The sequence below is a fragment of the Nitrosopumilus sp. genome (assembly GCF_025698945.1).
Lineage (GTDB): Archaea > Thermoproteota > Nitrososphaeria > Nitrososphaerales > Nitrosopumilaceae > Nitrosopumilus.
This window is the reverse complement of sequence record NZ_JAILWM010000001.1, coordinates 554,927-579,530: the sequence shown is the minus strand read 5'-3', so window position 1 is coordinate 579,530 and position 24,604 is coordinate 554,927. Positions and strand designations below refer to the sequence as shown.

Sequence of the window (24,604 nt, the reverse complement as noted above, 5' to 3'; positions counted from 1 at the left end):
TATGAGATCTCTTAACATTTCATTGCTTGTATTAATTTCATCCATGTTATTGGAATTTTTCTTTTATGTATAATTGAGAAAACTGTCTAATTCTACATTTAAACAAATTCTCGTTTTCTTCTATAGGCACCACATTTAGGACATGGCTTTTTTTTCTGACCTTGAATAGTTAATTCTAATGGTGTCTCACAATCAAGACATGACTCTTTAGGTTCTGGCATGACTTTTCAGATATTGTGAGAACTTAAGGGTGTTGAAATTCAACTTTCATGTCTTGACGTGCATTTTCAATCTACATAAATTACATGTAATTGATTTGTCATACAACTCAATAAGAAATTGGGTAGTTCTCTTGATATTTTTTACATGTAAATATTCTATAATTAACTCCGACATGCCTAAAATTTACAATAATGACCTAAAAGCACCACTATTCTGTTCTTAGGGATCTAAGATCCCAATCTGGTTATATTTGAGAAACTGCATATTCTAACTATGCAAACATACATTCTACTTACATGCAATCCTGGACATGAAAAAGAAATAATCACTCTTCTAAAAAGTATGGATTTTGTATTAGAGGTAAATGGTATTTGGGGAAAGTACGATATTTTTCTTAAAGTTAAACATGATATAGAATCTGGTTTAGATAGAATTATCGAAACTTTAAGACAAATTGAAAACGTCACAAGTTCTTACACTATGCCCATCCTGTTTGGTCAAGGTGGAACTATAGATGATTGAATATTAGAATAAAAGACTTCCAAAGATTTGAGCAATAATGGCAATTACTCCAATAATCAAAAGTTTTATTCCTAATTTCATGCCAATATGCCCCTGAACCTTAATATCAAAATTTGTGATAAATTATCTGTATTCATCACCACAATCTCCAATAACTTCAAACAAATCATTTGATTTTTCAGTAATTGATTTAATAGAAGATATGTCTTCTTGTTCTAATTTGAAATTGAACACATTAGAGTTATCTTCTCTGTGATTGCTTATTCCTAATCTTGCACCAATTATTACTCCTGCTACTTGAGGTTTATCTAAAATGTATCTTGTAGCAATATTGGCAATGCTGCAGTTATGTTTTTTTGCAATGTTATCTAATATGTGTAGTAATTCTTGGAATAATGACCACCCACCCCACACATCTATCATGTTTTTGTATTTCTGTAAACTTGCTGTAATCAAATTTCCTCTATGTGGTTCATCTTGATCTAGATATTTTTCTGAAAAAAACCCTCCTAACAAAGTTCCATATGTTAAAATTTTTATTCCATGCTTTGCAAAATATGATGTCATAATTTTTTCAGGTCTCTGATCTAAAATTGAATACTGAACTTGATTTGAAATGATCTCAAAATTATTTTCTATCAAGATTTTGACTCGTTCAGTATCAAAATTAGTCAGTCCCAAATGCTTTATTTTTTGTTCTCTTTGTAAGTTTGATAAATGGTGCAAAGCATCAATATAACTTGAATTATTATAATCCCACCAATGAAATTGCAGTAAATCAATACAATTTGTTTTCATTTTCTTTAATGACTGTTCTATATAGTGAGTTACAATACTCTTACTCATTGGACCTGGATTTGGAACAAATTTTGTAAATGCTTGAGACTTTTCTTTCTCATTACCTAGGGTTTCTCTAAAATTTCCAATCAATGACTCTGCTGGTCCATAAATATCTGCCAAATCCCAAGTAGTAAATCCATCTTTATGGTATTGCAACATTTCTGATATTGCCAACTCAAAATTAATCTGACCGTGTCCTCCTGCAACTTGCCACATCCCATTTAGAATTCTACAAATCTCTAAATCTTTGGCAAGATTTGCTCTCTCTAATGTCATGATGTTATCACAAAATTCTCTTTAAAAAACAAAGTCATTTGAGCATTAATTTGATTTTTAATTGAAGCCATTTAGAACAAAAATGATATTTCCAAAAGCTTAAGTCTGTATATTTTACATCTAAATTATGACTCAAACCAAGAATATTGATGTATTAGATAAAATCAATCAAAAATATTTTTTAGAACTTGAAACATCTGTGCCCCATATTCAACAAACATTATTTGATCTGCAAAATGAATGGTACAAGGCATGGAAAAATACAATTAATGCAAGTTTATCTATGCAAAAAGAATTTCAAGAAAATTCTGGATATGATTTTAAGATTCCTGATACTGCAAAATCTATACTTGAGAATCTAAGTGAAGAGGCTTTAAAATATAGGACCACTGTAAACAAAATTACTATTACTACAATTGAGGCCAGCAAAAATAATGCCAAAGTAATTAATGATAATGCTGATATGTTTATTGAATTGAATCGAAAAATTATGCATTATTGGCTATCTGTATTTTCTCCAAAGTGAATCAGAAATTAAATAACTAGAACATATTGATTTGCTAAAATCTTCTTAATATCTTCAATGTATTGTTTTCTGGTACTGCTTACAAACCTCCAACGTATCTGCATTTCCAAATCAAGTTTTTTGTACACTTGATTGATGTCGTTCTCTGTTTTTAGTTCCTGTTTTGCTATTTCTGTGAGTTCTTGAAGTTTTATCTTTTTTCTCCAAGTTTGGACACAATCTCCCATTTGATCCATTTATTCAACAATGATCTATAAGCATCACTATTCATTTCTAAGATTTAAGGTTGGAAATATTGTTATTTTGATTTTTTTACTCCCCATTTATGATCTGTTTGCAAATGCATTTCTAATTTTTTGGGAGTGTCCACAATTACATTACATATCAAACAACGATAATTCATAGAATGAAGAATTGTATTGATTTAGTTTAAAGGTCTAGGGTATTGTGGAATCAATTATTTCTTTTTCTTTTTGAGGTTTGACTTTGATTTTTTAGATTTTGTTTTAGCCTTTGGTTTGGATTTTGCTTTAGGTTTTGGTTTTGCCTTGGTTTTTGATTTAGATTTTATCTTTGGTTGCTCTATTGCTGCTTGTGCTGCTGCAACAATCGCTATTGGAATTCTATGAGGTGATGCACTAACATAACTAAGATTTTGTTTATGACAGAATTTTATCGAACTTGGATCTCCACCATGTTCTCCACAAATTCCTATCTCCATGTTTGGTCTAATTCCACGCCCTAATGATATGCCTATTTTCATTAAACTCCCTACACCGTTTACATCAATTGATTGGAATGGATTTCTCTCAAGAAGTTCTTTTTCCATATATTCTGGAAGGAATTTACCTTCCACATCTTCTCTACTGAAACTAAATGTTCCCTGTGTCAAATCATTTGTTCCAAAACTGAAAAATTCAGCAGTAGTGGCAAGTTCATTTGCAGTCAGTGCTGCCCTTACTACCTCAATCATGGTTCCAAAGTTAATCTTTAGTTTCATATTGTGTGTTGTTTCCATTTCTTTTTTGATTGAATCGTAGATTCGCTTAATATGGTTTAATTCTGCAATGCTACTAATTTGAGGGATCATGATTTGTGGATGTGCATTTACTTTTCTCTTTGTTAATTCAACTAGTGCTTCAAAGACGGCGCGAATTTGCATTTCATAAATTTCAGGATATGTGACTCCAACCCTGACTCCTCTATGCCCCATCATTGGATTAATTTCAGCAAGCTCTCTTGCACGTTTTAGAATTATTTTCGCCTTTTTGACTTCCTCAATTGCGTTTTGTGATTCTAATTTGTGAATCTTCTCTGCTAATTCTTCAGGATTTGGTAAGAATTCATGTAGTGGTGGATCTAGTAATCTGATTGTTACTTCATACCCTTCCATTGCTTGTAGTATCTCGATAAAATCACTCTTCTGAAGTTCGCCTAATTTCTTTAGAACTCTGGTTCTCTCATCGATGTTTTCAGCCATTATCATATCAACAAACATTCCAATTCTGTCCCTCCCATTGAACATTCTTTCAGTTCTACACAATCCAATTCCTTGCCCTCCAAACTCTCTTGCAAGTTTTGCCCCTTCTGGTGTATCTGCATTTGCCCTGATTCCTATTTTCTTTGCTTGCTTGGCCCACTCTAGGATTGTCTTAAAATCTGATGTTATTTTTGGTTCTATAGTTGGAATGTCTCCAATGTATACAAGACCAGAACTACCGTCAATTGTAATTGCATCTCCTTCATGTACTACTTTACCATCAACTGCACATTGTTTATTATTATAATCTATTTTCAAATCAGAACATCCTACGATGCATGGTTTACCCATTCCTCTTGCTACTACTGCTGCATGAGATGTTTTTCCTCCTCTACTTGTAAGAATTCCAGTTGATTCAAAAAATGCTGGTACGTCTTCAGGCTTTGTTTCTTCTCTGATTAAAATTACTTTTGCCCCGTTTTCACCCATAATAGTAGCACGTTTGACATCAAACACTGCAATTCCACTAGCAGCTCCTGGCGAAGCTGCGATTCCTTTTGCTAGTTTTGTATAGTTTTTAATTTCATTAGTGTCAATGGTTCTGTGTAGTAGTTGCTCTAATTGCTCTGCTTGAAGTCTTGTAAGTGCTCTATTTTTATCAATTAGCTTTTCTTTTACCATGTCTACTGAAGTCTTTATCATTCCAACTGCATTCATTTTTGCATTTCTTGTTTGCAACAAATAGAAACGTCCCTGTTCAATTGTAAATTCAATATCTTGTGGTTCTTTGTAGTGCTTTTCTAATTTCTCACATGTTTTTGCAAGTTGTTCATATGATTTAGGAAGATCCTTTTTCATTTCATCTACTTGTTTGCCTGTTCTTACTCCTGCAACAACATCTTCTCCCTGTGCATTAATTAGATACTCTCCATAAATTGTACGTGTTCCATCTCCAGGATTTCTTGTAAATACAACTCCGGTTGCACTATCGTTTCCCATATTTCCAAAAGCCATGGAAACTACGTTTACCGCAGTACCATCCGCAATATCTTTTGTAATGTTGTTTTTCTCTCTATATACAATTGCCCTCTCCCCCATCCAGCTTCCAAACACTGCCTTTATTGCTAATTCTAATTGCTCAGTGGGATCTGATGGGAATTTTCTTCCTGTGTGATTATCACAAATTTGTTTGTATTGTGTTACAATTTCTTTAAGGGATGTTTCGTTTAGATCACTATCTATCTCTACATTTTGTTTTTTCTTTGCAGCATCTAAAACCTCATCAAATTTTTTATCTTCAACACCAAAAACAACTTTGCCAAACAATTGAACAAATCTTCTATAGGAATCCCATGCAAATCTTGGGTTTTGACTCTTCTCAGCTAATCCTAATACTGTTTGATCATTTAATCCTAAATTTAGAATTGTATCCATCATACCAGGCATGGATATTGCTGCACCTGATCTAACTGATACTAGAAGTGGATTGGATTTATTATTCCATTTTTTACCTGTTTTCTTTTCAATTTTGGCAATATTTTTTTTAACTTCAGCCATGAGTGTTTTTGGAAGTTTTTTGTTGTTTTCATAGTATTTTTTACAAACCTCAGTAGTAATGGTAAATCCAGGTGGGACCGGTAACTTTAGTCGGGTCATCTCACACAGACCAGCTCCTTTTCCTCCTAGGAGTTTCTTGTTTTTTCCGTCTTCTTCATCATAAAAGTAAACTTGTTTCATTTTTTACGATTAACCAATCCCAAAAAGGGGGTATTAAACCATTGACTTGGCAAATTCGGACATTATAGCATTCCAATCTTTTGCCTTAACAATCCCACTGGCAACCAGAATACCTTTTGATCCTAACTCTTTTGCTTTTGCCACATCTTGACCTGATACTATTCCAGCACCACAAAGAAGTTTTGTTTTTGTAGCATTCTTAATTGCATCTGCAGCTTTTTTGATTAATTCTGGTCTTTCTTTTGATACTGCTTTTCCTGAACCAATTAATTCTGGAGGCTCTATTGCAATGTAATCTGGATTTAGTTTAGCATATTTTTTTGCCTCTGCAACATCTTTTACACAAACAATTGATAGCATTTTCAATTCTTTTAGTTTTATTACTAGTTTTTTAATTTCATCTGAACTAATCCTATGTTCGCTGTGATTTATTAAAGACCCTTTGACTTTGGATTTTTTTAATAGTTCAGGAATAATAAACCCTGTAGTACTCCCAACTTTTGAAACATCAATATGTTGAGCTAAAATTGGAATTGAACTATTTGATACTAATCCAATGAGATGTTGGGGTGGTGCAATTGCAATTTTTACATTAAATTTTTTAGAAACTTTTTCTGCAATTTTGATAAATTTTATGATGTTATCTCCTGCAATCTCTTCATAATTTTTACAATTAATTACAAACATCTTTCTTTGAAAATTTCTGCATTGTATTTAATTCTTGATTAGCTCAGCAATTGTCTGTCATATCTTCGTTTCATTAAAAGAACAATTATCATTAAAACGATTGCAGCATTATTTGTGCCTATGATATATACATCTGAGACTATGATCCCGTAAATCAACCACAATATTGCACCTGCAGAAATAAAGATCATGAGAAATTTTGAAACATCTTTTAGACTTTTGGTTTTATATCCTTTGTATATCTGCTCAACCCATCCTGATAAAATCAAAATGCCTGCAGCAATTCCTAGAATAGTTAGTAGTGTTCCATCAACTTCCATTAGAATTCACTAATTCCAGAAAAACTCATCTAGTCCTGTTTGTTTTGGCTTTCCCAACATTGTATCAAAATCTAAACCCATTGATGATGTGATTTGTTCCAATGTTGATTCCATAAACTCCATGTATTTGTTTGAATCAATCTCTTCTTTTTTAGCTAACTCGACTGGTTTCACACCTGGTTTATTTAGAATTTTAATAAATGAAATTTTATCTCCTTTCTTTACTTCTCTAATTGCTTCTAATTGCTTTGCAGCACGTATGTGTTGAGGGATAGTTTTGGTATATTCTGATGGAGCCTTACTTAGCATAACATTGAATGTTAAATCCTCTAGCGGTATTTCTTTTGCTATTACTTTTTTCCCACATGTTGAAATTTTTTCTGAAATTTGTTGTTTTGCTTTAACAAAATCTTCTACTGTTTGAACATTTGATAATATGTCTAACAATTCATAAAATAATTTTTTGATAAATGGTGGTGTGTGTGATTTTTTTCCTGTTAGCCCCTTAACATCAACTTTACCATCATTTGTAACACCTAGATAGTTTTTCTTTCTATTGCTTAACACACAATATCTATATGTTTTATCAATTTCCAAATCAACTCCATGGTCTTTTTTTGCCTGCTCTATTACTTTTTGAATTTGTTCCTTTGTTGGATTTTTGATAAACAGTGAATCTGTATCTCCATACAAAACTTCAATACCTGTTGCTTCACATTTTTTTATAGTCTCTAGAATTGTGTATCTTCCAATAGCTGTAGTTGCTTCAGCTACTGGCAGAAAATAAAGTGGAAATATTTCTGCCCCCATTACACCGTAACTTGCATTAAGAATTACTTTGAGGGCTTGACTGACTACTGTATATTGTTGCCTTTGTTCATCAGTTAAAGTCTCTTTTTTTGAAAGACTCTTGTAGTAATTCACTCTCAAATCTCTTAGTGATCCAATTATCATTGATGTTAATCCGTTTCTCTTAGAGCATGCCCAATGATTTGTTTGAGGAATCGTGTTCTTCTTGCATTCTTCATGTGGACATCTAACAGTCTCATATGACAAATTTCTAACTTTGATAATGCTTGGGTATAGACTTGCAAAATCCATAACTACTACATCAAAATGAATCCCTACTTTCGGTTCTACAACTAAACCGCCTCTGTATTTTTTATCTTTGATGACTGCATCAGACATAACACCCTCTGATCTTCTTTCGAGCTCTTCTCTTTTTGGAATTAAACAATTTCTGTGTCTATGTTCATAATATAACAAACTTCTAATCCATTGAGACACCCCCATCCTTGCAATATCGTCAATTGGCATTCTTCCTATCCGTGCAATGATTACCAGAAGATCCATCAACAAATCATTGTTAAAACTTGTAAGCTCATATGTTAGAAGTGCATCATTGTAACAATAATTTGCAGTTTGATAAAGTGAAAATTGATCAAATTCTAATCCGTAATCTATCTTTTCTTTTCCAAGTAATGCCTTTGAGACACTATTTAGTGAAAAATCAGTATACTTTTGACTAAAAGCATAGATTTGAAATGATCTGTTAGATAATGTCCTATACAAATCTAAATGTACGCCTTGTTTAAGTGTTGCAGAATCTCGCATCATGTAAAGTGGGTTGTTTGAATTGGGAATTCCTAATCTCTCTGCTCTATTGTATAGATATGGCAAATCAAATTCATCTCCGTTATATGTTAAGACAAATGGAAAATCTTTGATGATATCAAATGCATCCTGGATCATCTCTTTTTCTTTATCTTTATCATAAAATGTAACTTGGATGTTTTTCTCTAATTCATTTACTCCTAGATCTGTGTCTTCTATTTTTAGAACAAAAATTTGATCAAATCCATTTGAGCCCTTTAATCCAATTGCAGTAACTTTTTTTTCTGCAATTTTTGGATCCGGTATTCTTCCAATCTCTGCTTCTACTTCAATGTCTACACTTAACCTTCTAATTTTTGGAATGGGTTGATTGAGTAAATCTGCCCATTCAGAAATGAATTTTTTGAATCCTTCAGCGTCTACCATGTTTTCGCTATCTACTTTATCCCACAGTAGACTCTTCAGAGCAAGTTTGACCTCATCAGATATGTCCATATCGTGTGGTTTTATTTTCCCATCAATTACCTCGTAATACTTTCCAACGATTAGTAGTCTATCATATAGATAATTTTCATAATATTTGATATCTGATTCCCATGTCTCAATTACATTTCTGATACTTTTGTCTCCTGTAGTTCCACCAATAGCTAAAGGATCAGCTACTGTGATCTTTGACATATCGATCTCTTTATCCTTCATGAGATCATATCTCTGAACCGTTTTAATTTCAAGAACATCGTCTCTTTCCTGGAGAAATTCTAATTCATCTGGTGCTAATCTTGAATAACAATAAGGTTTGTGTCCTGTTTCATCTTTCCAAATAATTAATTTCTCTGATTTTGGTTCATAGAATTTTAAAACTGCTGATTTTGAATTATTATCATATGCTGCAGATACTAACATTGATGGTGGCATCGAATCAATATTATCTGTTTTTATGTTAATTTGCATTTTCTTACACGGGTTTTTCGTATTTCCCTATTAGCTCTTTTGCCCATCTTGCAATTCTTTCTTTATCTAATTGAACTACTTCAACTCCTGCCTCTTTGAGTAAATCAAAATCAGTTTCAGGATACGAATCAAGACAAATGAATTTTTTAATTCCTATTGTAATTGCCATTTTTGTACATTCAAGACACGGAACAAAAGTTGTGTATAACATTGCACCTTCAATTCCAGCCTCAATTCCTAATATTGCACAATGCATTATTGCATTAGCTTCTGCATGATTGCAAAGACATCTGTCCAGTGATGCTCCGGATTCAATTTTCCCCTCCATTCGTAACTGACATCGTTTACACCCGCCTTCAAAACAATTTTTTATTCCAGGCGGAGTTCCGTTATAGCCTGTTGCTAATTGCCTGTTTTTTCTAACAATAACAGCACCTACCTGTCTTGTAAGACAATTTGACCGAAGTTTAGCCAATTCTGCCTGAAGCATAAAATATTCATCCCAATTGGGTCTCTCAAAAGAACTGCTCACACGAATCTTGTTTGTCTGTTCAATATATGGATCACGTTAAAAGATCATTTTTTGCGATCAATTCAGGATAAAATCATTTTGTAGATTATACTACATAATGTTCTTTTACTTAACAAATATTATAGATCTGATGGCAAGTTATTCAGCTCAAGTTAACGTCATTCACAAAAAATTTCAAAATGCTGTAAAAAAGGCTAAATCAAAACAAGCCCTAAACAAGGCATACAGCGTTCACAAAAAAGATCATGAACGCCTTTTGAAAAGTCATCTTCGTGAAGAGACTGCTATGATAAACAAAGCTAAGAAGAAATTGGGTTAAACCTAATTCTCTAAAATTCCTTTTTTTATAATTCTACTCTTATTTTTCTATTTTTGCTTTTAATTTTGAATTCTTCTTTTTTTATTGCTAGTTCTAAATTCACTATTTGTTTTTCTTCCTTTAACAAATCCTTTTTGGCATGAATGCTTTTTTTGAATTGCTCTTTTTTTACTAGTAATTCAAGTTCCACTGCCATTCTTTCTTCTTTTCCTACCTCTTGAATTTCACGTTTTTGCAGTGGCTTTTTTTGTTCCACTATCATATTTTAATATAAAATTGGATTTTTGACATATAACCATGACTAGAATTTCCCAAATCTGGAAAAAATATGCATAAATTTCTACTTTTGACATGTGTAGTTGAGTAATGGATAGTATTTTGCTATACGAAAGCATAAAATCAATAATTTCTTCTTTTTAATCATAATTGATCCCATTCATTGAAAAAAAATACATCCAAAAAAACTCGATAGAAAAACGAGATTATCAGGTAAATCTTGCAAATCAAGCCATTCAAGAAAACTGTATTGTTGTATTGCCTACTGGTCTTGGAAAAACTGCTATAGCTTTACAGGTAATTGCTGAATATCTCTCAAAAGGAACTGGGGGGATTTTATTTGTTGCACCAACACGCGTTCTAGTTAATCAGCATTATGAATTTTTAAAAAATAATCTGACAATTGATGACATTGCATTAATTACTGGTGAAGATGCAATTCAAAAACGATCAAAGTTATGGGGTAATAGTGTGATTTGTGCAACCCCTGAAATAACAAAAAATGATTTGGACAGAAAAATTGTTTCTGCTGATCAATTTAGTCTAGTAATTTTTGATGAAGTGCACAGAACTATAGGTGATTATGCATATTCTGGAATTGCTGAGAGATTTGAAAATTCTTCAGCTAGACTCATTGGAATGACTGCTACTTTGCCTAGTGAAAAAGATAAAGCCACTGAAATTTTAACTAGACTTAGAATATCAAGTGTTGCCGAAAGAACAGAAGATAGTCCTGATGTAAAACCATATACACAGGAAACTAATACTGAGTGGATTAAGGTAGAATTACCATCTGAACTTAAGGCAATTCAAAAATTATTAAAATTAGCATTAGATGATAGATATGACACACTTCGAAAAAATGGAATCCGTCTTGCTGAGCAGCAATCGCTATCGGCATTACTGCGAATTAGACAATTTGTTTTAAATCAAAATAGACGTTCTGCAAAACCTCTATTTACTGCAATTCGAATTCATTATGCTTTGAACATATTAGAAGCACATGGAATTACACCCTTTCTAAAATTTTGTGAGAGGGCACGTGAAAAAAAAGGGGCTGGTGTAAAAGAATTATTTGAGGTTGATTCAAATTTTACTCGCGCAATTCATCTTGCCAAAGAAGCACAATCTAGAGGAATTGAACACTCAAAAATTCTCAAACTAAAAGAAATCTTGGCATCTGTTCCTGGAAAAGCATTGATCTTTACAAGTTATAGGGATTCTGTTGATATGATATTCAATAAATTAACTGAACTTGGAATTTCTGCTGGGATACTTATTGGTAAAGCAGGAGAAGCAGGACTAAAACAAAAAAAGCAAATAGAAACTGTCCAAAAATTCCGTGATAATCAATTTCAAGTATTGATTGCAACTCGTGTAGGTGAAGAAGGGTTGGATATTGCCGAAGTTAATCAAGTTATTTTTTATGACAATGTCCCAAGCTCGATTCGTTTTATTCAAAGACGCGGAAGAACCGGAAGAAAAGATACTGGAAAACTTGTGGTTTTAATTGCAAAAAATACCATAGATGAGACATATTATTGGATTGGCAAAAGAAAGATGACTAGTGCAAAATCCATGGGTGATAAAATGTCAAAATTTTTGGAGAAAAATCAAGAACCTTATTCACAGAAAAGAGGGCTTGATGCTTTTATCTAGTGTTTTTTAAAATTCTATCGATGATTTTCTTTTTTTGCTGAATTACTTTGTTTTTCATTCCTGATTCTAAATGATGGATGCTGCTATTTTTTGAAACAAGCAAATTCTCCAGTCTTATATCAAATTGACTTTGAAGAAACTCCTCTAGTTCCTCATTTCCTCCTTGAATTTCTAAATTCTCAAGTGACTCTTTAGCTAAATTCTTGATTGATTTTTCTAAATAAATCAGGATCTCATTTATTATCTCATCTGAGAGCACCATAAATGCATCCTATGTCAATCTGAATAAAATGTTGTGTATTTTATTTGGTTTTTTTAGATGTGGAAATTGATAAGCAACCTCTAAAATATTATGAGAAAAGTATGTTTGAATGTCTACTGAAATTAGCAAATCCAAGGAAATGAAAGACTTGATGGAAAAAGAAAAAAAACTTCACAAAGAAATTAGTACTGATTTTAAAAAAATCAGTAGTAAAATTACTGAAGATATTGAATTTGTCAAAAAATCTAAATCGATAAAATGATTTTAGGCGAATCTTTTGATTATGTGATATCCAAATTCACTTTTGACAGGCTCTGATATTTGTCCTATCTGGAGTTTGAAAGCAGCTTCTTCAAATGGTTTTACCATCATCCCTTTTGTAAAATACCCTAAATTTCCATCTTTTTTACCACTACCTGTGTCTGTTGATAACTCCTTTGCAAGGTTGCCAAATTTCTCTCCATTTTTAATTCTCTCCAAAATTGCAAGTGCTTCACTTTGTTTTTCCACAAGAATATGAGAACATTTTATCTTATTGCTCATTTGTATCTTTGAATTCTTCATATCTTTATTAGTTTTTTTGTACTCGTACAAAGAAACATTTGACTTTTGAAAAAATAAAAAATGTTAAAAAAATTAACCTACAATTTGCCTTGCAATTTTATCATGACATGAACATTTACAAAATCTGTAAAAATTTCCGTCATGTTCCCCATTACATGTTTTACAACCTTGCCCCTCGGCCATTTTGCCAATATTTACTAAAGGAATATTTTTAGTTTTTGCGAGAAATTTTCATTTTCATATGGAAATATACTGATTTTTTAATGCAGAATTCATTATAATGAATCAAATAAGTCGGTTTTATCAAAATGATAAATATTCTAGTTTGTTCAAATGGGCAAACTTGATTTTATCAATTCTTTGTCTTTTTTAATTGTATGCGAATTCTTCACGTAGAAGATATACAAGAAATAAGTATGGTGTTTGCAGATATTTTATCCAATAAAAATCACGAATTCCAAAGCATCTCTGATGGACGAGCAGGATTAGAATTAGTTGTTAACAAAGATTATGATTTAATCTTGTTAGATATGTGCATGCCAAAATACAGTGGCGTTGATTTTCTTTTAGATCTGAAACACAGACGACCTTCAGAACTATCAAAAGTTGTAATTGTTAGTGCTTTAGAAATGACTACTACTCAAGAACAAGAGATATTAAAATTAGGAATTCGATCCATTCTCAAAAAACCCATATCCGTACAAGCACTTTTAGCTCAAGTAGAAAAAGAGATTATTTTCTAAATTAATCCCCAACTTTTGATATTCTTTGGAATTATCTTTAAAAATGGTGCCTCATTTTCACCCCACGGTTCTTTTCTGACCCATTCAAATTTCTCATAAAACATAGTGTAGAATTTTTTAAACTCTGTTCCATTTTCTACAATTTCTGTAATTCCTTGAACACTTACTGCTTTATGTTCTCCTGATTTGTAAATATCCACCACGATGGCGGTTCTAGGGTTTAATTTTATGTTCTCAAATGTTCTAGTGTTGTAATCTGTTGCAACAATGATTGAATTTTCATGTTGTAAATATGAGACAGGTTTTACATGTGGGATATTGTCATGCGCTGTCGCAATTCTTGCCTCTTCTAAAGATTCTAGAAAACTGATTTCTTTTTTAGTGAATTCTTTCAATTGAATATTCGTTCTCGTATTTCTGGAATGTGCTTGTAAACAATATCTCTGACTCTCATTTGATCCTCGGCAGTTGGCATCTCTTTTTGTGCACTAATAATAGCTCCACTCATCCCAAGTGCCATCCCCATAACAATTCCATAAACAAACTCTTTTGGATTTTCAACTTTAAGTGTCTCTTTATTCTCTTTAATTTCTTCAAGATATGATGGAATGGTTGATACTGCAGCATTAATAGTTTGAACGATTAGCATCTCTAATTGATCATCACTCATGATATTTTGAATTTGAATTTCTTAATAAATCTGTGCCTAAGATTTTTAATCAAGACCCTTTGATATAACCCATGTTCTCTTATTTTACAACCAATGAAGCAAATGCTGCTCTTCCAGATGTTATTAAAAAATTTGAATCTGCATTAGGGAAAAAAAACGAAATAGCAAAAATTGAACAACAATTACAGATCACTGTTTCTTCTACAAATTCATTTGAAGAATATGTTAATTTAAAACAGAAACTAAATTCTGCAATAACAAAATTTTATGAATCCGTTGAAATTTTAGAAAATACTGGAGTTGTTGTAAAAAGTATTGACCAAGGCCTTCTGGATTTTCCTTCCAAGAGATTTGATGAGGAAGTATGGCTCTGCTGGAAATATGGTGAGACTGAAATTAAATTTTGGCATGAAAAGGATTCAGGTTTTATGGGCCGAAAACCTATTGAAGTTAGTGATGAGTCTTTAGTTTAATTGATTCACACTATGATCTGTTCTATAATCTTTCCAGCTATTTGCTAAGTGATGTGCAAATTCATCTTGACATTTTGTAGCATAACCACAACTGCATCTACTCATCAAAGTCAACCTCGCTAGAATCTGTTTTACTCCATATGTTGTTAAACAATAATGATTTGGAGTAAATTATTGTTTCAGAGTTTGTCCATATTGCTCTCATCTCTTTGTTATTTCCTTCATTTTTGATAAAAAATAATACCTCGTCATCGTCTTTTATCAAAAAGCATAGATTTTCTTTTACTGATGAGCATAATTTCTTAATTTTAGTTTTATCAATACCATCAAAAATATATTTTGATTTTTTGGTAATTGGTGTTAATAATTTAAAATCAATTTGGCGTTCATCTAATGCATCAAGAAAGTTTGCATGATAGAATTTTAAGAAATCTTTTTCAGATCCTAAAATTCTGCATTCTGTTTTTGTATTTAGTATCATGTCAAAAATTTTACTATTTACTTGGTTTCCTCCTTGAAGTACTTTGAATTTTTCTTCCTCATCATCTTCAATAGGTGTTTCTGCACCTGGAATTTTTTGCCAAATTTTTTCTAATTGTGGGCCCGATTTTTTTAGTTTATTTAGACGCTCAGTTTCTGTAGTGATTAGAACATTCACCGCTTTTTTGATTGGCAATGCTGAGAATTTGATTGGATGCTCAAATGATGCTTCTACTATTCCTTTGTTTTGAAGTGCAGTTAGAAGATGATATGTTTCACTTCTTGGAACGGAAACTGCTTTTGCAATGTCTGAGGCTGTTTTTGCTCCGATCTTACCTAAATAGAAAAATACCTTGATCTGATTTGGAGTGAGTCCAAAAGTTGTGAGATATTCTTTAATTTCCTCATAATCGCTTCTATCAACTGGATACATGCCTAATTGTAGTGTGTTTGATGCTGTTTCCATTAATGGAAATAGTAGTTTTTTTCTTTAAAAGACTGATCGTGTAATTGTACACAGATCATTACAAATGAATACAAATCATGTTTGTATTGTGCCTATATGATACTATCATGATAGTATCATCATACTTTAGATTTGTATGATTTGAAAAATTGTACTATTTGATAATAAATAATTTTTAAATTGAATTTTTACAACCATGCCTGAATCATTTATGTCCATCTTGATATTTTCAAAAACTGTTTCGTATTTTTTAATTTTTTTGCCATCATTTGATAAATCATAACCGTTATTGACTAAAATCCCTTCTTTTATCATTGAATTAATTTTTCTATATCCTGAAGTTTGAGGAATATTTGATTCATTTAAAATACTTGCTATCGTTAGTGGTTTTTTTAATACTGTGCCTATTATCTTCTTTTTATCTTCATCTCCTAATGTATTGAGAAATATTTTTGATAGTTCTTTATCTTGAATTGAAATCCAATCTTTAGTATTCTTTAATTTAATTACTTTTTTTAGTGATTTTAATTCAATCTCATCAGCATTTGCACCAAAAAATTCTCTGAGTACACTATCCATCTTGTAAAAATCTTTTACCGCCTGAACCATGTTCATTCCATGTCTTTCAATCAATCTTTTCTGAATTTTTTCTAATTTTTCAGTTCCTAGATTTTGTTCAATTTGTTTTCGAAGAGAAGATACTAGTAAATTATCTATACTGTTTTCCAATAGAAAGTATGATAAATTATTGATAAATAAGAAGGATGGATTAATTTTTCATATTGACATTTCTTTTTATAATAAGATTTTTTCTTAAACATTAAAAATCCAAATTTAGATAATGCTGTATTTTTGGGCATATTTTTTAATTTTTAGGCATAAATTTCTATTACTATCTATATTACTACAAAGTGTTTAACTGTACAAAGTTGTACGTGTTGTAATCTAACATACTACTCTATTTTATACAAAAATCCGCTATTTTGTACAGTAACATGAATCAAATCAATGAATATTGGGGTCTTGCAAATTGACATTACAGGAAAATAGAATCCTAAAAAAAACAGATAATGTGTCAATTAGAATTGATTCTGAGTTAAGCAATAAATTGCATGAAAAATGTATTGAACAAAAAATTAGCCTTAATACTCTAATTAATCACATTCTGGAAAAACAGGTAAACTGGAATGATCTAGGCAATGAAATGGGATGGATAACTATATTTCGTTCAACATTCAAAGATCTACTTGACTCTTCCTCCATAGAATCAATTCAACAGATTGCCTCATCTACAGGAACCAATGATTTTAAAAATTCCTTGAACTATTTTTATGGAAATATATCTCTTGAAACAATTTTAGATTTGTTCAAAAAGCGTCTACAAAGCATGAACATTCAATTTAGAATGATTGAATCAGACGGATCTAAAAAAATTATAATTCAGCATGATTTAGGTAAAAACTGGCCATATCTTGTTGTAACTCAGATGAATACAGTGCTCAATGATGTTGGTCATAGAATAATTAATGATCAATATAACAAGAGTGGTTTTTCGTTTGAAATTGTATCTGTGGAGGAAAACCATGCATAAATCTAATCCTCTGGATAAAGAAGAAGAATCTATCCAATCTAAATTTGGTTTTGATAATCGTGTTTTACTATTAATTGCTGGTCTTGCAATACTCTTTGAATTTTATGTCTTATATGTGGAATTTGATACTTCTATTTTCAATATAGCTGATTCATTCTTTTTTATAGGTCCAATTGGTGCCATGACATTAGGTTTTTCAATTGCTGCAAAGAGTGGAAAAGATTCAATGTATTTCAAGCCATTTATGGCCCTGTCAGTTGGAATATTATTTTTCATGCTTGGAGATGTAACTTATCTATATTATGATGTAGTATTAGGTGAGGATCCTTATCCGTCAATTGGCGATTTGTTTTACTGGTTATTCTATCCATTTGTAATTGGGTTCATCGTTTACGCATTGAAATTTTTTGCATTCCCATTATCCAAGCCTAAAGTAACATTGATTAGCATAATTACTGCTGGACTGATTTTAGCCTATACTGGAATTTCTTACGATGTTTTTGAAGGTGATATTTTTAATTTTGATTTTGCATATGGAATGATTTTTGTTAGTTCTGCTGCTTTTACAGTTGGATTGGCAACACTGGGAATTATCAGTTTTAAGAATAGTTTACAGGGATTGGTTTGGGCGTTGATTCTTGCTAGTCTATTAATCAATGCAGTGGGGGATATTTGGTATTATCATCTTGAACTCTTTGAAGGATATGAGCCGCTTGATACTATTGATACCCTTTATCTTACCACTTGGATGGTGATATTTTATGGCCTTTACAGGCATTACCGTTATTCACTGTGACTTATTATTTCAAAAAATAACAGACACCTTTTGAAATATGCCATTGTGTAACATTTTTTGTGGAAATCTATAATCAGTTAGTGTATCAGGCTAGTGTTGATGTTCTAACATCAATTTTGGGTAAAAAAGTATATGCAAAGTTAGAGTCTGATTTGGAGAAAATATGGAAGACAAGTATGAAATATGCTATTATGGATTTTGATCAATTCCACGAGGTTCTAAAAAGACAATTTGGTCCTGCTTCTGATAAATTGTTAGAAGAAATTAGATCTAAAGTAATTTCTGAAGCAACACCATTTAATGAAATAAAATCTGTTAAAAGTGGTGATTCATTAAAAATTCAAGATGAATTGCTTGTAAAGAAAATACTATCTGGTTATGGGGATAGTGAATTGCGCCAACTATTGCAATTATGGACTCACCCTTTACTTTGTGTTGATGCAATTCAAAATAGTACTTTGCCTCAGACATCTGCATATAGAAAAATCAATTCGATGATTAAATCTGGATTACTTTTACAGGATGGAGAAAAAATTGTTGAAGGTAGGAAGGTTCCAATGTATAGGCCAACATTTTCCAAAGTGCAGGTGGATTTTTCTCAAAAAGGAACCACCTTACTGGTTCAAGTAGCATAGAAAATCAATTTATTTTTTAAAATTAATTTCTTCTTTTCATATCTGACAAGAATTATTTCACACATTGATTTTCTTGAAAATCCTGTTATTTCCAACTTTTAGAATTCCAGGCTCAAAATAGTACAAATAATGATAATAATGATGATGTTATTTCCAAAATTGGCAATAGTTCATGAAAATTGTTAATGAGTCATTTTATGGGTTTAATCGACAATCTTTTGCTTCTCACAAAGGAAAGATTGCTTTGGGTGTTTTGTTTACTTTGGCAGCAGCTGCTATGGAAGCATTAGCTGATGTTATTCCAAAACCACTTATGGCAGATACTCAAATGTCTCCTGCCAATCCCCTATTGATTGTTTTTATAATTTACATTGTAAACGGTGCAATCTTTACTCCATTTACCACAAAATCAAAACCGCTCTCAAAATTCCCAATAAAACCACTCTATCTGTTGACTGTACTTGGGGTTGTTGAAGTTCTAAGTACAATTTTTTTCCTATACGGACTAAAAGATACAACTGCAGTTAATGCCTCTATTTTGGGAAATAGTGAAATTGTATTTGGAATAATTATTGCGATGATTGTTTTAGGTGAGCGAATTAAGCGTAAAGAAGTATTACCATTTTTACTCATTGGAATTGGTGCAATTTTAATTCCTGTTGGAGCTGATATTTCTGAATATGGATTCATGACAAATTTTGTGGTGGGTGATATTATGATCTTGATGTCTGGCCTTTTCCTGGGAATAGTGATGACTATGTACAAGAGAATGGGTGATGAATTTGATTCAAAACGAATCATACAATATACTTCATTTATAGGCGCTGCCGTAGCGATGACAGGTATTCTAATAATGGGAATGCCTTTTGAGCTTGATCCTGCTCATCTTCCAGTGATATTGATCACAGGTGTGATTGGTGTTGGAATACCTGTGTTTTTTGTATTAATTGCATTGAGGTATATTGGGGCCGTTAGAACAATTATGGTATTTTCAACCACTACTGTATTTGGTGTATTGTTCTCAAATATTTTACTTGGAGAGGAAATCTCTTTTGCAAATATAGGTGCAATTGCTATGGTTATCGCAGGAACATATATCCTCAGAGATAGACTTGCTAGAGATTAGCATCAAAGTAGCTTGTTATTTGAATAACATACAGCAATTATTGAATCTATTTTTCATTTTTACATTGTTGAGAAAAACATACCTGCTTAGATTAGCACAAAAATGGGATGAAGATTCCTTAGATGATTCTACAATTACAAATTAATTTTTAAAAAATATTTTTTGCTAATTTATCTTCACTGTATTTGGAATAGAGAATTATACCACTCTAGATTTTTTAACAAAATTTTTGACGTCAATAGTTTTTAATGGTTTTGAGGATTCCCACAAATATGTGCATAATGTAAAGATGTTATCTACCATTTCACTTGAATTTGTACACAATGAAAAGTCTGAATCCGAATTTGAGTTTTTAGCAGAAACTGCCGAATCTGACATTATCATTTTTTGACTTTTTTGTACCACCATCCTTCCTTTTGATGGTAAATTACCAACCCTTGTTTCAGTAGCATTAAATCGCTTAACAAATGGTGCTAGTTTTGGATCATTCATATCTACAAGTAATCTCACCCTACCACCATTTTTCTCACATATGCTGATTTTTTCAGGAATTGTACTATGATACATTCGAGATACATCATCTAATGTGGTTGCGATATAGATTACATCTGTCGCATTCTCAATAATTTGTGCAATGTCTGCATAGATGTTTTGTCGTCCTTGGACTATTCTGAATGTTGGGACATTGCTTGATTGATTGGTAGTAATTTCATTATTTATTTTATGGATAATTGCTTCACCTGATTTTTTAATTTTGTTTACCTCATCTTCTTTTTTACTTAATGCAATTTTTAGTGCATCATGAGGATCAGATGCAATACATAATTTTGGACTAGATAATGTAGTTGATATTATGTTTCTGCTAACTAACTTGTCTACTGTTCTGTACATTCTTGCTCTGTCAATGTCTAACTCTTTTGCAAGTGCACTTGCAGTAATTGGACCTGCTCTTAGTAAATTAAGATATACTTTAGCTTCTAAATCATCAAGATCTAAAATCTCTTCTAACTCTGCTGCAATCCCACTTACTTGATCCTGATATGACATCATTTTACGTTTTCATTCTCCTTAACCTAGGGTCATTTTGTTTGATACCATTTAGTAGTTTCGTACAAATTCTTAGTTCATTATTTTCTTTCATGTTTGTACTCTGAAAATTATTGATCACTGAGAACTAAAAGATCTGCATGTTAGGTAAAAAACAAACAACCATGTTATTCTGATTATAACAAAAATACCATGTTAATCAAATATTATGATATTACTTTGAACAATTTCTTTCAAAAAATGTCTAAATTGATTACTAGAGTGGCACGTTAAATGCAATTACTGAGATGATTATCATTACAACTACATGCTTTGTACCTGCAACATATGATCCTGAACCTATTTTTCCAGCTGCAAGACCGCCAAAGACAGCTTCAATTATTGCCATGTTGAAGAGTGCCGATTCTAATTTTTCAATTTCCATGCTTGCCAATGATCCAAACAGTCCTTCAGTTCCACTACCTGAGGCCAATAACCCATCCTGTACTTTTTCAATCTCTGTGAAGAAACTAGTTGTAAGTAAAACTGCTACTGCCAAAAAGACTCCAAAGGAGATGTAAATTGTATATGTATATGGTTGAAGAGCCGATTTTCTACTCTTCTCAATATTTTGCATTTCAGATACATGTTTTTGAATCATTTCTAGGTTTTCAGTAACATCTCCACCTATTTTCATTGCCATTTCTAATAGTACTGTAACACGTCTTGCAACCCTTGTGCCTGTTCTTTCAGCAAAATTCTCAAATGACTCCTCGATTGGGGTTCCCCAACTAATGTTTGCTCTGAGATTTTTTAATTCTGGAGTTAATGCTCCTAGATTTCTGTCTGCAGCTTGTTCTATTGCTTTGATCAAATTAGCTCCACTTTGAACCGAGCTTAATAATGCTAGAAGGAACACTGGAAGGTTTCTATCTATGCTGTCTCTTCTTTGTACTTCTTTTAACTGATGAATGGTTAGTGGAATAATTCCAACCAAAATTCCAAAAATTAAACCCACATCTCTAATTGTTGTTGAATCCGAATACTCCGAAAAATAAAAACTCATAGTAATAACGCTGATTGATGCTATAATTGAAAATGATGCTGTTTTTACTATCTCATTTTTTAAAATAGATTGTTTAGGTTCTATATCTATTGATTTTCTTTTTGATTTCTCTATTTTTAACATTTCATTACCTCTTTGGCACCATTGTGTCCATCATCACTAACATCAATACTCCACTTAATGGAATTACTGCAAATGTCAAGATATTCATCAGCGTCAACAAATCAAATCCTGCTAGACTAGGACTCATAATTCCCATAATTGATAACATGATTACCGCTAGTAATGGGAAAACTATTAGAAGAATTGTGTAAATCTCTGCTACACTGCCTAAAGATTCAGTTGTCTTTTGCATCAGCATTTTCTTTTCTTCAAGCTGGACCTTTGCTGTTGCGTTAAAGTATTCTTTGAGATCTCCTCCTGATTGTGCTGTTATAATGGCTCCATCAAGTAATTCTGAATATGGGCCATTCGGTGTTCTATGAATCAAATCTTTAATTGCAGTAATCAAATCCATGCCTAAAATATCGATATTTCTTACAATAAACCTAGCATCCTTTACAATATCTTCATCTGTCTCTTCTTTTGCAATTGCCTTAAAAATTCCTTCTAGTGTTAATCCACTTGTTGCCAATGTTGACATGTACCCAATAAAATGGGGAATCTCTTCTACAAGTTTGGCTGCTCTGTTCTTTACTCTTATGGTTGGAATCATTTGCAGTATTCCAAAGGACATCCCAAACATCATCAATCCCGTTAAAAATGGAAGAAGATATCCAATACTTGCAGGCTGTATGTTGATAAACTGTGATGCAACAATCCCCATTACTCCTCCACAAACAGCTGCAATCATACTAAAGAAAACCATGCTTGAAACATACACTTCGAAAGGTATTGGCATCATTGCTTGTTTGATTGCTTTTTCTAATGATGACATTTTAGGATGCAAAAATTTTACATGATCATTGAGTAACTTGTAGCTAAAAACATGTAATTGTCCTACTGATTCTTCTTGTCGTTTCTTTTTTTGCTTATTTCCCATTTTCATCATTAAACTTCTAACCTCTTTCTTTCATAGAAGCGCTCAGGGTCTGCATAGTAATCCATGATATTTGCAGTTACTTCTTTATGATCACGAATGTCATTTTTTACCATCCATTCTAATGCCAATCTTCGTTTGGTTAATTCATAATTGATCTTCTCTTCTGAATCTCCATCTCTTTCTTTGATTTTTCTAAAAATTACACTATCTCCCATGTAATCATGCGCATCTGTTTTTGGATTCCATTTGAAAATCTCATGAGTTTTAATTTGTCCAGTATTTTCATCTAATCCATCAATTTCTGAAACCTGGATGATTCTTCTAGCTGATTTGTCTCCTACTCTAATTTTTAATTGCAATGTTATCAAATCTAAACTATTTGAGATGAGTGCTTTTGGTACATCCATTGGTGATGATGTTAGTCTTGTTAGGGTTGCCTCTACCGAATCAGCGTGAATTGAGGAAAATCCTCCGTGACCTGTTGCCATAGCCTGGAATAGAGTATATGCTTCCCTTCCTCTTGTTTCACCCACAATGATAATGTCTGGTCTTTGTCGTAATGCTGCTCTTAGGAGATCAAATTGATTAATTTCACCAACCTGGGTGTCCGTAAAATTCTGTCTTGAAACTGCTGGAATCCAATTCTCGTGAGGCAAATTTAGCTCCTGTGTGTCTTCTATGCTGACTACTTTTTGTCCTGGTCTGATAAATGAGGCTAAGGCGTTTAGTGCTGTTGTCTTTCCACTTGCAGTACCACCTGCAATTAGCATAGTTGATCTTTTTTCAGCCAAATACCACATGTATGCTGCAATATCAACTGAAACTGTTCCAAATTTTATCAAATCAATTATTGTAATTGGATCTGCCCTGAATCGTCTTATTGTAAACGTGCTTCCTCGCTTGGTAATCTCATGTCCTAATGTTAGATTTATTCTACTCCCATTTGGTAATGAAGCATCCACAATTGGATCTGCCATTGAGACATGTTTTCCACAAATGTATGCCATTTTTCTTGAAAAATTATTTAATTCTGCATCTTTTTCAAAGATGATGTTCGTTGGCATTGATTCGTGTTCTCTATGCCATATGTAGATTGGAATGTTTGTGCCATCACAACTAATCTCTTCAATCATGTGATCTCTCATCAAGGGCTCAATTTTTCCAAGATATACAAAATCTCTAATTGCAAAATAGTTAATTTTGGCAATATTTTTTGGAGGAATCTTTAATCTGTATTTTTTAATCATTGAAGATATCTTCTTTTTTAATCTGCGCTCTGCATCTTCTTTTGATTTAATATCTTGAAGAGATACGGTTAATTCCGTCATTAGTAATTTTTTAATTATTTCAAATGCCTTTTGGTCTCTCTCTGATAAGACAGGTTCAATTACTTGATATCTTAATCCTCCTTTTGCAGTAGGATCTTTAATTATGCCTGCATGAATCTCATTATTGTCCCAATCTAATTTAGATAGCGTCATAAATTGTGGAATTTTAGTCTCAATTTCTAAATCATTTGTGTTTTCAAAATCCTTTTTGTCTGATTTTAGAATATTTTTAGTCTCCGTTGGAAATTTTTGCAATGCTGATAGTTTGTCCTTGAAAATCTTTAATCTCAAATTACAATTTTGTTCGTATCATTTGTGTTTTAACGCTTGTTCGTTCATTTGGACAAAACATCAAATTATATTTTTAAAAAATAC

The 24,604-nt window shown here is 32.1% G+C and carries 30 protein-coding genes; 11 read left to right on the top strand and 19 right to left on the bottom strand.

Annotated elements, in window-relative coordinates; translation table 11 throughout:
* Positions 1–98 precede the first annotated feature (98 nt).
* A complete protein-coding gene (locus K5790_RS03715; RefSeq protein WP_297592505.1) occupies positions 99–221 on the bottom strand; it encodes a hypothetical protein in 123 nt (40 codons plus the stop codon).
* Between the two features lie 274 nt (positions 222–495).
* On the opposite strand from K5790_RS03715, the gene K5790_RS03710 reads away from it, so the two are divergent.
* Entirely contained in the window at positions 496–744 is a 249-nt protein-coding gene (locus tag K5790_RS03710; protein ID WP_297592503.1) for an Lrp/AsnC ligand binding domain-containing protein, read from the top strand.
* Positions 745–867: 123 nt separating this feature from the next.
* On the opposite strand, the gene K5790_RS03705 is transcribed toward K5790_RS03710, so the two are convergent.
* Positions 868–1,860 carry an aldo/keto reductase gene (locus tag K5790_RS03705; protein WP_297592501.1) on the bottom strand — a complete coding sequence of 331 codons (993 nt, stop codon included), beginning with the start codon at positions 1,858–1,860 and terminating at the stop codon, positions 868–870.
* A 127-nt stretch (positions 1,861–1,987) separates the two neighbouring features.
* Between K5790_RS03705 and K5790_RS03700 the strand changes: the two genes are divergently transcribed.
* The gene (locus tag K5790_RS03700; RefSeq protein ID WP_297592499.1) at positions 1,988–2,386 is read left to right on the top strand and encodes a hypothetical protein; all 399 of its coding nucleotides are present in this window, start codon (positions 1,988–1,990) and stop codon (positions 2,384–2,386) included.
* Between the two features lie 8 nt (positions 2,387–2,394).
* On the opposite strand, the gene K5790_RS03695 is transcribed toward K5790_RS03700, so the two are convergent.
* The 6 genes from K5790_RS03695 to K5790_RS03670 form a co-directional block, all read right to left on the bottom strand.
* The gene (locus tag K5790_RS03695) at positions 2,395–2,613 is read right to left on the bottom strand and encodes a hypothetical protein (RefSeq protein WP_297592497.1); all 219 of its coding nucleotides are present in this window, start codon (positions 2,611–2,613) and stop codon (positions 2,395–2,397) included.
* A gap of 230 nt (positions 2,614–2,843) precedes the next feature.
* Positions 2,844–5,603 carry a pyruvate, phosphate dikinase gene (ppdK, locus tag K5790_RS03690; RefSeq protein ID WP_297592495.1) on the bottom strand — a complete coding sequence of 920 codons (2,760 nt, stop codon included), beginning with the start codon at positions 5,601–5,603 and terminating at the stop codon, positions 2,844–2,846.
* 33 nt (positions 5,604–5,636) lie between these two features.
* Complete coding sequence (gene tpiA / locus K5790_RS03685; protein WP_297592493.1) at positions 5,637–6,290, bottom strand: triose-phosphate isomerase; 654 nt, start codon at positions 6,288–6,290, stop codon at positions 5,637–5,639.
* Positions 6,291–6,328: 38 nt separating this feature from the next.
* Positions 6,329–6,610 carry a SemiSWEET family transporter gene (locus tag K5790_RS03680; RefSeq protein WP_297592491.1) on the bottom strand — a complete coding sequence of 94 codons (282 nt, stop codon included), beginning with the start codon at positions 6,608–6,610 and terminating at the stop codon, positions 6,329–6,331.
* A gap of 9 nt (positions 6,611–6,619) precedes the next feature.
* Positions 6,620–9,175: a DNA-directed DNA polymerase I gene (locus K5790_RS03675; RefSeq protein ID WP_297592490.1), complete on the bottom strand. Its 2,556-nt coding sequence runs from the start codon at positions 9,173–9,175 to the stop codon at positions 6,620–6,622.
* A gap of 4 nt (positions 9,176–9,179) precedes the next feature.
* Positions 9,180–9,665 carry a cytidine/deoxycytidylate deaminase family protein gene (locus K5790_RS03670; protein WP_367182855.1) on the bottom strand — a complete coding sequence of 162 codons (486 nt, stop codon included), beginning with the start codon at positions 9,663–9,665 and terminating at the stop codon, positions 9,180–9,182.
* A 172-nt stretch (positions 9,666–9,837) separates the two neighbouring features.
* Between K5790_RS03670 and K5790_RS03665 the strand changes: the two genes are divergently transcribed.
* A complete protein-coding gene (locus tag K5790_RS03665) occupies positions 9,838–10,026 on the top strand; it encodes a hypothetical protein (RefSeq protein WP_297592486.1) in 189 nt (62 codons plus the stop codon).
* Between the two features lie 25 nt (positions 10,027–10,051).
* On the opposite strand, the gene K5790_RS03660 is transcribed toward K5790_RS03665, so the two are convergent.
* Positions 10,052–10,282 (bottom strand): hypothetical protein, encoded by a 231-nt coding sequence (locus K5790_RS03660; RefSeq protein ID WP_297592484.1) that lies wholly within the window; start codon positions 10,280–10,282, stop codon positions 10,052–10,054.
* Positions 10,283–10,452: 170 nt separating this feature from the next.
* Here K5790_RS03660 and K5790_RS03655 point away from each other — a divergent pair, with 170 nt between their 5' ends.
* Positions 10,453–11,961, top strand: coding sequence for a DEAD/DEAH box helicase (locus K5790_RS03655; RefSeq protein WP_297592482.1), 1,509 nt, complete (start codon positions 10,453–10,455; stop codon positions 11,959–11,961).
* Here K5790_RS03655 and K5790_RS03650 read toward each other — a convergent pair.
* Positions 11,954–12,223 (bottom strand): hypothetical protein, encoded by a 270-nt coding sequence (locus K5790_RS03650; RefSeq protein WP_297592480.1) that lies wholly within the window; start codon positions 12,221–12,223, stop codon positions 11,954–11,956. The genes K5790_RS03655 and K5790_RS03650 overlap by 8 nt on opposite strands.
* Before the next feature lie 109 nt (positions 12,224–12,332).
* Here K5790_RS03650 and K5790_RS03645 point away from each other — a divergent pair, with 109 nt between their 5' ends.
* The gene (locus K5790_RS03645) at positions 12,333–12,485 is read left to right on the top strand and encodes a hypothetical protein (RefSeq protein ID WP_297592478.1); all 153 of its coding nucleotides are present in this window, start codon (positions 12,333–12,335) and stop codon (positions 12,483–12,485) included.
* A 2-nt stretch (positions 12,486–12,487) separates the two neighbouring features.
* Here the strand turns inward: K5790_RS03645 and K5790_RS03640 are convergent, their stop codons facing one another.
* The gene (locus tag K5790_RS03640) at positions 12,488–12,787 is read right to left on the bottom strand and encodes a peptidylprolyl isomerase (RefSeq protein WP_367182834.1); all 300 of its coding nucleotides are present in this window, start codon (positions 12,785–12,787) and stop codon (positions 12,488–12,490) included.
* Positions 12,788–13,164: 377 nt separating this feature from the next.
* Between K5790_RS03640 and K5790_RS03635 the strand changes: the two genes are divergently transcribed.
* On the top strand, positions 13,165–13,530 hold the full coding sequence (locus tag K5790_RS03635; protein ID WP_297592474.1) for a response regulator: 366 nt from the start codon (positions 13,165–13,167) through the stop codon (positions 13,528–13,530).
* Here the strand turns inward: K5790_RS03635 and K5790_RS03630 are convergent.
* Entirely contained in the window at positions 13,527–13,925 is a 399-nt protein-coding gene (locus K5790_RS03630; protein WP_297592472.1) for a pyridoxamine 5'-phosphate oxidase family protein, read from the bottom strand. The two genes, K5790_RS03635 and K5790_RS03630, sit on opposite strands and share 4 nt — an antisense overlap.
* A complete protein-coding gene (locus K5790_RS03625; RefSeq protein WP_297592470.1) occupies positions 13,922–14,200 on the bottom strand; it encodes a hypothetical protein in 279 nt (92 codons plus the stop codon). The genes K5790_RS03630 and K5790_RS03625 overlap by 4 nt, the downstream gene beginning before the upstream one ends.
* A gap of 71 nt (positions 14,201–14,271) precedes the next feature.
* Here K5790_RS03625 and K5790_RS03620 point away from each other — a divergent pair, with 71 nt between their 5' ends.
* Complete coding sequence (locus K5790_RS03620; RefSeq protein WP_297592468.1) at positions 14,272–14,673, top strand: DUF2203 domain-containing protein; 402 nt, start codon at positions 14,272–14,274, stop codon at positions 14,671–14,673.
* Positions 14,674–14,770: 97 nt separating this feature from the next.
* Here K5790_RS03620 and K5790_RS03615 read toward each other — a convergent pair whose 3' ends face one another.
* Together K5790_RS03615 and K5790_RS03610 are read right to left on the bottom strand one after the other, a co-directional pair.
* Complete coding sequence (locus K5790_RS03615) at positions 14,771–15,619, bottom strand: TrmB family transcriptional regulator (protein ID WP_297592466.1); 849 nt, start codon at positions 15,617–15,619, stop codon at positions 14,771–14,773.
* A gap of 126 nt (positions 15,620–15,745) precedes the next feature.
* Positions 15,746–16,348 (bottom strand): transcriptional regulator, encoded by a 603-nt coding sequence (locus tag K5790_RS03610; RefSeq protein WP_297592464.1) that lies wholly within the window; start codon positions 16,346–16,348, stop codon positions 15,746–15,748.
* Positions 16,349–16,649: 301 nt separating this feature from the next.
* On the opposite strand from K5790_RS03610, the gene K5790_RS03605 reads away from it, so the two are divergent.
* The 4 genes from K5790_RS03605 to K5790_RS03590 all read left to right on the top strand — a co-directional run bounded on the left by K5790_RS03605 (position 16,650) and on the right by K5790_RS03590 (position 19,767).
* Positions 16,650–17,210: a hypothetical protein gene (locus K5790_RS03605; protein ID WP_297592462.1), complete on the top strand. Its 561-nt coding sequence runs from the start codon at positions 16,650–16,652 to the stop codon at positions 17,208–17,210.
* Positions 17,203–18,006 (top strand): hypothetical protein, encoded by an 804-nt coding sequence (locus K5790_RS03600; RefSeq protein ID WP_297592461.1) that lies wholly within the window; start codon positions 17,203–17,205, stop codon positions 18,004–18,006. The genes K5790_RS03605 and K5790_RS03600 overlap by 8 nt, the downstream gene beginning before the upstream one ends.
* A gap of 59 nt (positions 18,007–18,065) precedes the next feature.
* On the top strand, positions 18,066–18,641 hold the full coding sequence (locus K5790_RS03595; RefSeq protein ID WP_297592460.1) for a hypothetical protein: 576 nt from the start codon (positions 18,066–18,068) through the stop codon (positions 18,639–18,641).
* A gap of 172 nt (positions 18,642–18,813) precedes the next feature.
* Positions 18,814–19,767 (top strand): DMT family transporter, encoded by a 954-nt coding sequence (locus tag K5790_RS03590; protein ID WP_297592459.1) that lies wholly within the window; start codon positions 18,814–18,816, stop codon positions 19,765–19,767.
* Between the two features lie 198 nt (positions 19,768–19,965).
* Here K5790_RS03590 and K5790_RS03585 read toward each other — a convergent pair whose 3' ends face one another.
* From K5790_RS03585 to K5790_RS03570, 4 genes are all read right to left on the bottom strand, one after another.
* Positions 19,966–20,817, bottom strand: coding sequence for a TrmB family transcriptional regulator (locus K5790_RS03585; RefSeq protein ID WP_297592458.1), 852 nt, complete (start codon positions 20,815–20,817; stop codon positions 19,966–19,968).
* A 253-nt stretch (positions 20,818–21,070) separates the two neighbouring features.
* Entirely contained in the window at positions 21,071–21,982 is a 912-nt protein-coding gene (locus tag K5790_RS03580; RefSeq protein WP_297592457.1) for a type II secretion system F family protein, read from the bottom strand.
* Positions 21,983–21,986: 4 nt separating this feature from the next.
* Entirely contained in the window at positions 21,987–22,901 is a 915-nt protein-coding gene (locus K5790_RS03575) for a type II secretion system F family protein (protein WP_297592456.1), read from the bottom strand.
* An 8-nt stretch (positions 22,902–22,909) separates the two neighbouring features.
* A complete protein-coding gene (locus K5790_RS03570; RefSeq protein ID WP_297592455.1) occupies positions 22,910–24,520 on the bottom strand; it encodes a type II/IV secretion system ATPase subunit in 1,611 nt (536 codons plus the stop codon).
* Between the last annotated feature and the right edge of the window lie 84 nt (positions 24,521–24,604).

Coding starts and splice junctions, on each gene's coding strand:
- K5790_RS03715 (WP_297592505.1), bottom strand. CDS start 221: ATGCCAGAACCTAAAGAGTCATGTCTTGATTGTGAGACACCATTAGAA.
- K5790_RS03710 (WP_297592503.1), top strand. CDS start 496: ATGCAAACATACATTCTACTTACATGCAATCCTGGACATGAAAAAGAA.
- K5790_RS03705 (WP_297592501.1), bottom strand. CDS start 1,860: ATGACATTAGAGAGAGCAAATCTTGCCAAAGATTTAGAGATTTGTAGA.
- K5790_RS03700 (WP_297592499.1), top strand. CDS start 1,988: ATGACTCAAACCAAGAATATTGATGTATTAGATAAAATCAATCAAAAA.
- K5790_RS03695 (WP_297592497.1), bottom strand. CDS start 2,613: ATGGGAGATTGTGTCCAAACTTGGAGAAAAAAGATAAAACTTCAAGAA.
- ppdK (WP_297592495.1), bottom strand. CDS start 5,603: ATGAAACAAGTTTACTTTTATGATGAAGAAGACGGAAAAAACAAGAAA.
- tpiA (WP_297592493.1), bottom strand. CDS start 6,290: ATGTTTGTAATTAATTGTAAAAATTATGAAGAGATTGCAGGAGATAAC.
- K5790_RS03680 (WP_297592491.1), bottom strand. CDS start 6,610: ATGGAAGTTGATGGAACACTACTAACTATTCTAGGAATTGCTGCAGGC.
- K5790_RS03675 (WP_297592490.1), bottom strand. CDS start 9,175: ATGCAAATTAACATAAAAACAGATAATATTGATTCGATGCCACCATCA.
- K5790_RS03670 (WP_367182855.1), bottom strand. CDS start 9,665: ATGCTTCAGGCAGAATTGGCTAAACTTCGGTCAAATTGTCTTACAAGA.
- K5790_RS03665 (WP_297592486.1), top strand. CDS start 9,838: ATGGCAAGTTATTCAGCTCAAGTTAACGTCATTCACAAAAAATTTCAA.
- K5790_RS03650 (WP_297592480.1), bottom strand. CDS start 12,223: ATGGTGCTCTCAGATGAGATAATAAATGAGATCCTGATTTATTTAGAA.
- K5790_RS03645 (WP_297592478.1), top strand. CDS start 12,333: ATGTCTACTGAAATTAGCAAATCCAAGGAAATGAAAGACTTGATGGAA.
- K5790_RS03640 (WP_367182834.1), bottom strand. CDS start 12,787: ATGAAGAATTCAAAGATACAAATGAGCAATAAGATAAAATGTTCTCAT.
- K5790_RS03635 (WP_297592474.1), top strand. CDS start 13,165: ATGCGAATTCTTCACGTAGAAGATATACAAGAAATAAGTATGGTGTTT.
- K5790_RS03625 (WP_297592470.1), bottom strand. CDS start 14,200: ATGAGTGATGATCAATTAGAGATGCTAATCGTTCAAACTATTAATGCT.
- K5790_RS03620 (WP_297592468.1), top strand. CDS start 14,272: ATGTTCTCTTATTTTACAACCAATGAAGCAAATGCTGCTCTTCCAGAT.
- K5790_RS03615 (WP_297592466.1), bottom strand. CDS start 15,619: ATGGAAACAGCATCAAACACACTACAATTAGGCATGTATCCAGTTGAT.
- K5790_RS03600 (WP_297592461.1), top strand. CDS start 17,203: ATGCATAAATCTAATCCTCTGGATAAAGAAGAAGAATCTATCCAATCT.
- K5790_RS03590 (WP_297592459.1), top strand. CDS start 18,814: ATGAAAATTGTTAATGAGTCATTTTATGGGTTTAATCGACAATCTTTT.
- K5790_RS03585 (WP_297592458.1), bottom strand. CDS start 20,817: ATGATGTCATATCAGGATCAAGTAAGTGGGATTGCAGCAGAGTTAGAA.
- K5790_RS03580 (WP_297592457.1), bottom strand. CDS start 21,982: ATGTTAAAAATAGAGAAATCAAAAAGAAAATCAATAGATATAGAACCT.
- K5790_RS03575 (WP_297592456.1), bottom strand. CDS start 22,901: ATGGGAAATAAGCAAAAAAAGAAACGACAAGAAGAATCAGTAGGACAA.